Origin of the sequence: Mycobacterium sp. (assembly GCF_035314665.1) — a bacterium.
Lineage (GTDB): Bacteria > Actinomycetota > Actinomycetes > Mycobacteriales > Mycobacteriaceae > Mycobacterium.
The window spans coordinates 1-10,133 of record NZ_DATFZD010000064.1; the positions used below are offsets into that span (position 1 = coordinate 1).

7 protein-coding genes, 1 pseudogene and 1 riboswitch are annotated in these 10,133 nt (G+C 65.6%); all 8 genes and pseudogenes read left to right on the plus strand.

The window, feature by feature from the left end; all coding sequences use genetic code 11:
- A pseudogene (locus VKI00_RS04735) lies at positions 1-141 on the plus strand (type VII secretion protein EsxI); the annotation flags it as partial.
- Positions 142-228: 87 nt separating this feature from the next.
- Positions 229-1,140, plus strand: coding sequence for an ESX secretion-associated protein EspG (locus VKI00_RS04740; protein ID WP_324435839.1), 912 nt, complete (start codon positions 229-231; stop codon positions 1,138-1,140).
- Positions 1,141-1,315: 175 nt separating this feature from the next.
- Positions 1,316-2,830, plus strand: coding sequence for a type VII secretion integral membrane protein EccD (gene eccD, locus VKI00_RS04745; protein ID WP_324435840.1), 1,515 nt, complete (start codon positions 1,316-1,318; stop codon positions 2,828-2,830).
- The gene (locus VKI00_RS04750; protein WP_324435842.1) at positions 2,808-4,589 is read left to right on the plus strand and encodes a type VII secretion-associated serine protease mycosin; all 1,782 of its coding nucleotides are present in this window, start codon (positions 2,808-2,810) and stop codon (positions 4,587-4,589) included. Before eccD ends, VKI00_RS04750 begins: the two co-directional genes overlap by 23 nt.
- Entirely contained in the window at positions 4,586-5,773 is a 1,188-nt protein-coding gene (eccE, locus tag VKI00_RS04755; RefSeq protein WP_324435844.1) for a type VII secretion protein EccE, read from the plus strand. The genes VKI00_RS04750 and eccE overlap by 4 nt, the downstream gene beginning before the upstream one ends.
- Positions 5,770-7,602, plus strand: a complete 1,833-nt coding sequence (eccA, locus tag VKI00_RS04760) for a type VII secretion AAA-ATPase EccA (RefSeq protein ID WP_324435845.1) — start codon at positions 5,770-5,772, stop codon at positions 7,600-7,602. Before eccE ends, eccA begins: the two co-directional genes overlap by 4 nt.
- A gap of 161 nt (positions 7,603-7,763) precedes the next feature.
- A riboswitch (M-box (ykoK) riboswitch) is annotated at positions 7,764-7,934 on the plus strand.
- Positions 7,935-8,215: 281 nt separating this feature from the next.
- Positions 8,216-8,515 carry a PE family protein gene (locus VKI00_RS04765; RefSeq protein WP_324435847.1) on the plus strand — a complete coding sequence of 100 codons (300 nt, stop codon included), beginning with the start codon at positions 8,216-8,218 and terminating at the stop codon, positions 8,513-8,515.
- Between the two features lie 12 nt (positions 8,516-8,527).
- Complete coding sequence (locus VKI00_RS04770) at positions 8,528-9,808, plus strand: PPE family protein (RefSeq protein ID WP_324435849.1); 1,281 nt, start codon at positions 8,528-8,530, stop codon at positions 9,806-9,808.
- The last annotated feature ends 325 nt before the right edge of the window (positions 9,809-10,133 follow it).

Sequence of the window (10,133 nt, forward strand, 5' to 3'; positions counted from 1 at the left end):
GCCTGCCAGGAGTTCATCACCCAGTTGGGTCGTAACTTCCAGGTCATCTACGAGCAGGCCAACCAGCACGGCCAGAAGGTGCAAACGGCGGGGAACAACATGAACTCCACCGACAACGCCGTCGGCGGCAGCTGGGCCTAAAATTCACCCGTTGACGCGGCAGCACACCGATCCGGGTGTGCTGCCGCGTCGTGCGGTTACCGAGCACGTCGAGACACGAGAGTAGTGATGGATCAAACAACCCGCACCGATATCACAGTCAACGTCGAGGGCCTTTGGATGTTGCAGGCGTTGCTGGATATTCGCCACGTCGCGCCCGAGTTGCGGTGCCGGCCTTTCGTTTCCACCGATTCGATGGACTGGCTGAACGAGCATCCCGGCATGGCGATCATGCGGGAACAGGGCATCGTGACGGGCGAGACGGTCGACGAGTCGATCGCGGCCCGGATGCGGGTGCTGGCCGCACCGGATCTGGAAGTCGTCGCGCTGCTGTCCCGGGGCAAGCTGCTCTACGGCGTCAAGGAGAAGGAAGAAGGCGCCGAAGACGAGCCGGTGGGATCCCGCGATATCCCGGACAACGAGTTCCGGGTTCTGCTGGCCCGCCGTGGCCAGCACTGGGTCTCGGCGGTGCGGGTAGGCGACGAGATCACCGTCGACGACGTCGCGATCGCGGATACTGCCTCGATCGCGGCGCTGCTCTTCGACGCACTGGAGTCGATCCACCACGCCGATCCCGCGGCGATCAACGCGGTCAACGTGCCGCTTGAGGAAATGCTGGAGATCACGAAAGCCTGGCAGAGCTCCGGGTTCAACGTCTTCTCGGGCGGCGATCTGCGGCGACTCGGCATCAGCGCGGCGACGGTGGCCGCGCTGGGACAGGCGCTCTCAGATCCGGCTGCTGAGGCCGCGGTCTACGCCAGGCAGTACCAGGACGACGCCAAGGCGCCCAGCGCCTCGGTGCTCTCGCTGAAAGACGGATCGGGTGGGCGCATCGCGATGTACCAGCAAGCGCGTACCGCCGGGTCGAACGAGGCCTGGTTGGCCATCTGCCCGGCCACTCCGCAGTTGGTCCAGGTCGGGGTGAAGACGGTCCTAGAGACTCTTCCCTACGGCGAGTGGAAAACTCATAGCAGAGTTTAACCAATCGTTACGGAAGTACCCCGCATACCAAGGATTTTCGGAGCAGCATTCACTCCTGGTGCGGATGCATCAAAATAATTCTAGAATCTGCTCAACAATTGGGACGCGACGTCACAATTACCAATAGCAAGGCAAGGCACATGGACCCAGAATTCGTCGACAGAGGGGTGGCACGATGACCGCAGTAGCCGAGGTGCAACAGCCTGGTTCAGAGGCAATCTCGTCGCCTCAGTCCGCGGTTGTCGGCATCATCGCCGGCGAGGGCGCCCAAATCGGCGTGCTGCTGGACGCCAACGCCCCAGTCTCGGTGATGATCGACCCGTTGCTCAAGGTCATCAACATCCGACTGCGGGAGCTGGGTCTGTCGGCATTGGAAGCCAAGCAGCGCGGCAGATGGGCGCTGTGCCTGGTTGACGGCACGCCGCTGCGGGCCGCCCAGTCGCTGACCGAGCAGGACATCTATGACGGCGACCGGCTGTGGCTGCGATTCGTCGAAGACACCGAGCACCGATCCCAGGTCATCGAGCACATTTCGACGGCCGTGTCAGTGAGCCTGAGGAAGCGGTTCGCTCCGATCAACCCGACGGTGGCGGTCCAGGTCGGTGCCGCAATGGTCGCGTCCGGGGTGCTGTTGGGTTCGGGGCTGCTGGGCTGGTTCCGCTCGCAGCACGCATCGTGGGTCCCGGCGCCCTACGCCGCGATCATCGCGGTGCTGGTGATCACGGCGGCGCTGATGATCCTGGGGCGCGCCAAGACGGTGCAAAATCGCCGCGCGGGCGACATCTTGATGTGGAGCGGGCTGGCGCCACTTGCGGTGGCGGCGGCTGCGGCGCCTCCCGGTCCGGTCGGCGCACCGCATGCGGTGCTGGGTTTCGTGGTCGCCGGTGTCGGCGCGATGCTGGCGATGCGGTTCACCGGCCGTCGGCTGGGTACCGGCACCGCCATCGTCACCGTCTGCCTGGCGGCGACGATCGCCAGCCTCGCCCGGATGGCATTTGACACCGGCATGGTGACGCTGCTGACCTGCATACTGCTGGTCTGTGTGTTCGGCTACCAAAGTGCACCTGCCCTTTCTCGCTGGTTGTCCGGCATCCGATTGCCGGTGTTCCCGTCTGCCACCAGCCGCTGGGTGTTCGAGGCCCGGCCTGATCTGCCGACCACCGTGGTGCACCCGATTGACGGCGGCCGTCCGACCCTGGAAGGCCCCGCGTCTATCCAAGAAGTCGTGCTGCGGGCCGAGCGGGCCCGGTCGTTCCTGACCGGCTTGCTGGTCGGTCTGGGTGTGCTGACGATCGTGTCCCTGGTGGGCCTGGCCGATCCGCGCGCTGGCCAACGGTGGTTGCCGCTGCTGCTGGCCGCTTTCACTGCCGGCTTCCTGATGCTGCGCGGTCGCTCCTACGTCGACCGTTTGCAGGCGATCATCCTGGCGGTGACGTCGGTCCTGATCGTCGCCGCGATAATCGTCCGCTACGTGCTGACGCTGTCCTCAGCGGCGTCGGTGTCGGTGGGAGTGGGCATAGCGGTGCTGCTGCCCGCGGCTGGACTGGTCGCCGCGGCGACGGTGCCCAACACCATCTACAGCCCGCTGTTCCGCAAACTGGTGGAATGGGTCGAATACCTCTGCCTGATGCCAATCTTCCCGCTGGCATTGTGGTTGATGAATGTCTATGCAGCGATCCGCTACCGGTAGCCGCCACCTGCGGCCGCTTCGCGCGGCCGCAGTGGCTGCCACCACGCTCATCGTTGCTTCGGTAGCGCTGTCCGGTTCGCCCGCGTACGCGATCGACCCTCCGGGGATAGACCCGGCGGCGGTACCACCGGACGGCACGCCCGGTCCACCCCAGCCCATGAAGCAGAATGCCTACTGCACCGAGGTTGGCGTGTTGCCTGGCAGCGACTTTCGGGTGCAGCCGAAATACATGGACATGCTCAACCTGCCCGAAGCGTGGCGCTTCGGACGGGGCGGCGGGGTGCGAGTCGCCGTCATCGACACCGGGGTGACCCCGCACCCGAGACTGCCGCATCTGGTTCCCGGCGGCGACTATGTGATGGGCGGCGACGGCCTGTCCGACTGCGACGCGCACGGCACGCTGGTGGCGTCGATGATCGGCGGAGCCCCGGCCAGTGGCGAGGCCCCCGGCGGACCGGGGCCGCGGCGACCGGTGCCAGTTCCGACCAGGGAACCACCGCCGCCGGCGCCGCCTCCCCAGACTATTAGCGTGGCGCCGCCGCCTCCCCAGACCATCACGATGGTTCCGGCGCCGCCGCCGTCATCGGAGCAGCAGGGACCACCCCCTCCATTCGGCGGTCCGCCGGCATCGCCAGAACCCAAGTCGCCAGGGGCGGCAGAGCCCAAGTCGCCGGGTGCGGCCTACGGCGGTCATGGCACAACCGTGCTGCCCGGCTATTCCCGTGGCGGGCATGTGATTTCGGTCGATTACCCGCGACCGGCCGCACCGCCGCCGCTGGATCCTCCTCCGGAAGGGCCGTCGGACGCGTTCGTAGGGATTGCGCCCGACGCGGAGTTGATCTCGATCCGCCAGGCCAGCCAGGCGTTTAGCCTCAAGGACGCGTACACCGGTGACGAGGACCCGCAGACGCGGCAGAAGCGGGACAGCATTTTCACCATGGCGCGGGCGATCGTGCACGCGGCCAACATGGGCGCGCGGGTAATCAACATCTCCGAAGTGATGTGCATGAGCGCGCGCAGTGTCATCGACGCGCCAGATCTTGGTGCGGCGGTGCGTTACGCCGCGGTCGATAAAGATGCCGTGATCGTCGCCGCCGCCGGCGACACCAGTCAGCGGGACTGCAAAGAAAACCCCATGGTAGATCCTTTGCACCCCAAGGATTCTCGGGACTGGGGTGGCGTGACCACGGTGGTAACCCCGTCGTGGTACAGCGACTACGTGCTCACTGTCGGCGCCGTGAATGCCTCTGGCGCGCCGATGGACAAACTGAGCGTGGCCGGGCCATGGGTGGGAATCGGGGCACCTGGTACCGACGTCGTCGGGTTCTCACCGCGAGATGACAGCCTGGTCAACGCGATTGACGGTCCGGACAACACGTTGCTGGTGCCGTCGGGCACCGGTTTCTCCACCGCGATCGTGTCCGGTGTGGCGGCTCTGGTGCGGGCGAAATATCCGCAGCTGTCGGCGCACCAGGTCATCAACCGGTTGCAGCGCACCGCCAGGGCACCCGCTCGTGGCGTGGACAACCAGATCGGCTACGGGGTCGTCGACCCGGTCGCCGCGCTGACCTGGGATGTACCCGAAGGTTCTGTGTTGCCGAAAGACTCGGGGGCAGCACTGAAGATGCCTCCGGCGCCTACTCCGCGCGACATGGTGCCGGTATGGGTCGCCGCTGGTGGACTACTTGGCGCGCTAATACTAGCCGGCTTGGTGTTAGGTGCGGCTCTGCTGATGCGAAAGACCGGGAGACAGGAATGAAGGCACAACGCGAATACGGGCTGGCCCTGTCGTGGCCGCGGATCACCGTAGTGTTTCTCATTGACGTTGCGCTACTGGTGATTGCGAGTCATCTGCCGGAGTCTTGGCGGGCCGGTCACGGTCACGCGGCCTTCTGGGTGGCTGTCGGTCTTGCCGTGGTGGTGACAGTCGCCGCCCTGGTCACCAATGGGGGAGTGCCCGTTGCGTCGGCACCGATTGCGCGCGTGCGAAATTGGTACGCCGACCCGGAGGCGTTGACCGTCGGTTGCACGCCTGCGATGGATCACCGCCGTCGCTTCAGCAAGGAAACGGTCGGGGTGCGTGAGTACGACGGCCAGCTGATCGGCGTGATCGCAGTCGAAGGGGCCGGCGAAGCAGCATCAGCGGGACGGCATCGCCATCGGGATGCGTTACCGGCATCTATGCCGCTGGAAGCGGTCATCGAGGCGCTACGTCAGTTCGATGTCCGGCTCGACAGCGTCGACATCGTTTCGGTCGGAACGCGCCTGGGCAACAAGGGCGTCAAATCGGCGGTTCAAGACGATTTCGGCGCCACCGGCGGTCGACGCCCGCTCGAGGAGCGCCACACCTGGCTGGTACTGCGGATGGACCCACTGCACAACGTCGCGGCAGTGGCCGCCCGCGATTCCGTCGCCTGCACCTTGGCGGCGGCTACCGAGCGGCTGGCTCAACATCTGGACGGACGAAGCTGCGCCGCGCGTCCACTGACCGCCGACGAGATCAACGACGTGGACGATGCCGTGCTGGCCGGGCTCCAACCGGCTCACATTCGGCCGTTCTGGCGCTACCTGAAGACCCCCGACGGATACGTGACCAGCTTCTGGGTTTCACCTTCCGACATCACCACCGAGACGCTCGGGGAGCTGTGGCTCGCCGATGCCGACGTCACCGTTATGACGATCCGGCTGATCGCGGACGGTCGGGAAGCCGACGTGGCTGCCTGGGTGCGCTACCACAGCCAACAGCGGCTGCGTAAAGAGGCGTTCAGCGGGCTGAACCGGCTCACCGGCCGCCAGCTGGGCGCGGTAGCCGCGAGCCTTCCGGCGCCCACATCGGGTAAGCCGCTCCCGATGCCGAGTCGGATACTCGACGACGGCGAGGGCATCTTGGTTCCGGTCGGTGCGGTAGCCCATCAACAGGGTCTCGCCGAAGCCGCACGATGACCCGGCCGCAGGCCGACGCGGCAGATGCCCGCAACGCGATGGTGGCTGGGCTTCTGGCGTCCGGAATTTCGGTCAACGGGCTACAGCCGAGCCAGAATCCGCAAGTGGCGTTGCAGATGTTCACGACGGCCACCCGGCTCGATCCGGACATGTGCGACGCCTGGCTGGCACGGGTACTCGCCGGCGACCAGAGCATCGATGTGCTCACAGCCGCGTGGGAAGCCGTCAAGACGTTCGGCTGGGAGATGCGTCGACTGAGCCTGTCCGAGTTGGAGTTTCGGCCCGAGGTCTCCGACGGGATCTTCCTGAAGCTGGCGGTCACCAGCGTGGAGTCCTTGGCTGCCGCCTACGCGGCCGCCCTCACCGAGGCGAAACGGTTCGCGGAAGCGGCGGCGCTGCTGGATTCCACCGAGCCACGCCACCCGTTCGACGAGGAGCTTCTCAAGTACGTTCGGGGGCTGCTGTACTTCCGCACCGGCCGCTGGCCGGATGTCCTCACCCAGTTCCCGCCCGGGACCACCTGGCGCCACCCCGAACTGAAGGCCGCCGGTGCGGCCATGGCGACCACCGCACTGGCCTCGCTAGGGGTGTTCGAGGAGGCGACCCGTCGCGCGCAGGAGGCGATCGAAGTCGACCGGGTGCCCGGCGCGACAAACGTCGCGATGTACACCAAGGGACTGTGTTTGCGGCACCTGGGCCGCGAAGAAGAGGCCACCGAGTGTCTCCGCCAGGTGTATTCACGCGATGCGAAGTTCACGCCGGCACGTGAAGCGCTGGACAATCCCAACTTCCGGCTGGTGTTGACCGACCCGGAAACCATTGAGGCCAGGACGGATCCGTGGGACCCGGATAGCGCACCGACCCGCGAACAGGCCGAGGCCGCGCGTCACGCCGAGATGGCCAAGAAGTACTTGGACGAAGGGGATGCCGAGCTCAATGCGATGCTCGGCATGGAACACGCCAAGCGGGAAATCAAGCTAATCAAGTCGACCACCAAGGTGAATCTGGCCCGCGCCAAAATGGGGCTGCCGGTGCCGGTGACCTCACGGCACACCTTGTTGTTGGGACCACCCGGTACGGGGAAGACATCGGTGGCGCGCGCGTTCAGCAAGCAGCTGTGCGGTTTGACCGTGCTACGCAAGCCGCTGGTTGTCGAGACCAGCCGCTCGAAACTGCTCGGCCGCTACATGGCCGACGCGGAAAAGAACACCGAGGAGATGCTCGAGGAGGCGCTGGGCGGGGCCGTCTTCTTCGACGAGATGCACAACTTGCACGAGAGTGGCTACTCCACCGGCGACGCCTACGGCAACGCGATCATCAACACCTTGCTGCTCTACATGGAGAATCACCGCGACGAGCTGGTGGTCTTCGGAGCTGGCTACGCCAAGGCGATGGACAAGATGCTGGAGGTGAACCAGGGTCTGCGGCGCCGTTTTTCGACGGTGATCGAGTTCTTCAGCTATAACCCGAAGGAACTGATCGCGCTGACACAATTGATGGGCCGGGAAAACGAAGACGTGATCACCGATGAGGCGGTCGACGTCTTGCTGCCGGCCTACACCAGGTTCTATGACGACGAAAACATCTCGAACGATGGCGACCTGATCCGCGGCATCGACGTGCTGGGAAATGCGGGATTCGTGCGCAACGTGGTGGAGAAAGCGCGTGATCACCGCAGCTTCCGCCTCGACGACGAGGACCTCGACGCGGTGTTGTCGAGTGACATGGACGAGTTCAGCGAGGACCAATTGCGCCGGTTCAAGGAATTGACGCGCGACGACCTCGCCGAGGGCCTCAGCGCCGCCGTCGCGGAGAAAAAGTCCGACTAGCCCTCCGAGCCTCTGACGGTTTCGTCAGTTAACACCTGCGGCCCGCGAATATCTTGGTTCGGCGGCATCTGTAACGATCGCCAGCAATTTACCGATAATCCGCCGCGAGTTGCATTGACGGGCGTCAGTGCGACTGCCACGATAAAGTTACAAACACGTTACATGCACCTCGCTAGGTGAGGCGTCTGCACGGACATAGGCCACTGACCTCGAACGTCGAAAGACGCCCAGGGTCAGGACAGCTCTTCCCGGGTTAAGGGTTGAGCCCAAGTGGCTTTCGGCTCAGCCGGATACGCCGTGTGGTGCCAAAGCTCCGGCGAGAGGGGTGCCACCGACGATCCGCGTCGGGCGACCTACCTCTCTTGGCGGCCTGGGGTGTCCTGGCCAGGAGGAGGTGGGGCCGAGACCTAGTTCCACTGATAGTTCTGCGCAGAACCATCAGATATCGATGAACGTTTCGTTCCGATCCGGTCGCGGCAGCGACTTCGCCAACTGAACCGGTTTGCGCCAAACCCTGTCTCCGCGTTGCGCGGGCACACGGCCATGCGCACCCGCCACCAGCACAGCGGCCGAGACCTGTGTCCGGGTCGGACTTTTCACTAAGGAGAAGTCCATGTCATTCGTTACTACGCAGCCGGAAACATTGTCCGCAGCGGCCGGCGACCTGCAGGGCGTTGGTGCGGATCTGGCCGGCCACAACGCGGCCGCAGCCAGCCCGACGACGGCGGTAACCCCCGCCGCTGCAGATGAGGTGTCGGCGCTGACCGCGGCCCAGTTCGTCGCGCACGCCCAGCTGTATCAAGCGGTCAGTGCTCAAGCCGCGGCGATTCACGAAATGTTCGTGTCCACCTTGAGCACCAGTGCCAGGTCCTACGCGGCCACCGAGGCCGCCAACGCGGTCGCTGCGGGATAAGGGGCTGCTGCAATGGATTTCGGGGCATTACCACCAGAGATCAACTCCGCTCGCATGTACGCAGGTCCCGGTTCGGGGCCGATGCTGGCAGCCGCATCGGCATGGGATGTGCTGGCCGCCGAACTGGGTTCGGCCGCTTCGTCCTATGACTCAACGATCTCCAGCCTGGCCGAAGGGTCCTGGCTGGGACCGGCGTCGGCATCGATGGCGGCCGCGGCCACACCGTATGTGGACTGGATGAGCACCACCGCCACCCAGGCCGAGGAAACCGGTTACCAGGCCAAGGCCGCCGCGGCGGCGTACGAGTCAGCGTTTGCGATGACGGTGCCACCCGCGGAAGTCGCGGCCAACCGCACTCAGCTGGCGGCGTTGGTCGCGACCAACGTGCTGGGTCAGAACACTCCGGCGATCGCGGCCACCGAGGCGCTGTACGGCGAAATGTGGGCGCAGGACGCCGCGGCGATGTACGGCTACGCCGCGTCATCGGCGGCCGCCTCGACGGTGACACCGTTCGGTTCGCCGCCGGAAACCACCAACGCGGCCGGGGCGGCCAGCCAAGCCGGCACGGTCGCCCAGGCCACCGGCACGTCGTCGAGCGCGGGTGTGCAGTCGACGCTGTCGCAGGTGGTCTCTGCGATGCCCAACGCGCTACAGGGGCTCTCGTCGCCGCTATCGGCGGCGGGGACCAATCCGTTTGCGCCAGGGTCGAATACGGCCACGACGGGGATTGCCGGGTTTTTGAACATGTTCAGCGGACAGACTGGGTCGGCCGTCGGGAGCTTTATAACCTCCGGGCTGTCGAACGGAGTCCTCTCTGGCAACTGGTTCAACCCGGCCAGCATCAGCCCGGCTGTGACAAGTGCCTTCGCTGACATCGGTTTCTTGGCGGTGGCCGGTCAAAGCGTTGGCGGCCTCAATCCGGCCCTGTTGACGGGGGCGGCTGCTGCACCGTCGGCCATGAGCACAGTGAGCCACGTCGGATCGGCGGTGGGTGCGCTCGGGTCACCAGGCCTGGGCGGATCCGCGGTGACTGCCGGGATGGGCCGCGCAACCCTGGTCGGGGCGATGTCGGTGCCGCACAGTTGGGCCGCAGCCACTCCCGGGACCGGCTCGCCAGTCGGGGCACCATCGGCCGGCTTGGCATACGCCCCGAGCGCGGAGGCTGGGATGGCGGGGGTACCCGGCATGCCTGGGATGCCGATGGCGGGCTCCGGTGGTCGCAGCTTCGGCTTTGCCGCTCCCCGCTACGGGTTCCGACCCACCGTGGTGGCCCATCCGCCGGCTGCCGGATAGCAGAAGGGAGCAACGTCGTGATTTTCCAGCCCGCCATGGTCGGCGTCCGGCGTCGGAGTTGGCGCCGAACCCGACGTGGACGTCCACCGTGTCGAGAACTGGGTCCGCACGATAGGTCCGGCGGTGTCTAACGTGATTTATCAACCGCCACAACGAAACTCGCTCGCCGTCACAGTCCAGCCGAGCCGGCGGTGAACTTCCCGCAAGCGCCTTTTCGGGCGCAATATCGACAATCGTTTCCGCGGGCCAGCTTGACTAGCCTCGCTCGCGGTGGAACCATTGCGAAAGCAAGCACCTCGCTAGGTGAGGCGTCTGCATGGATACA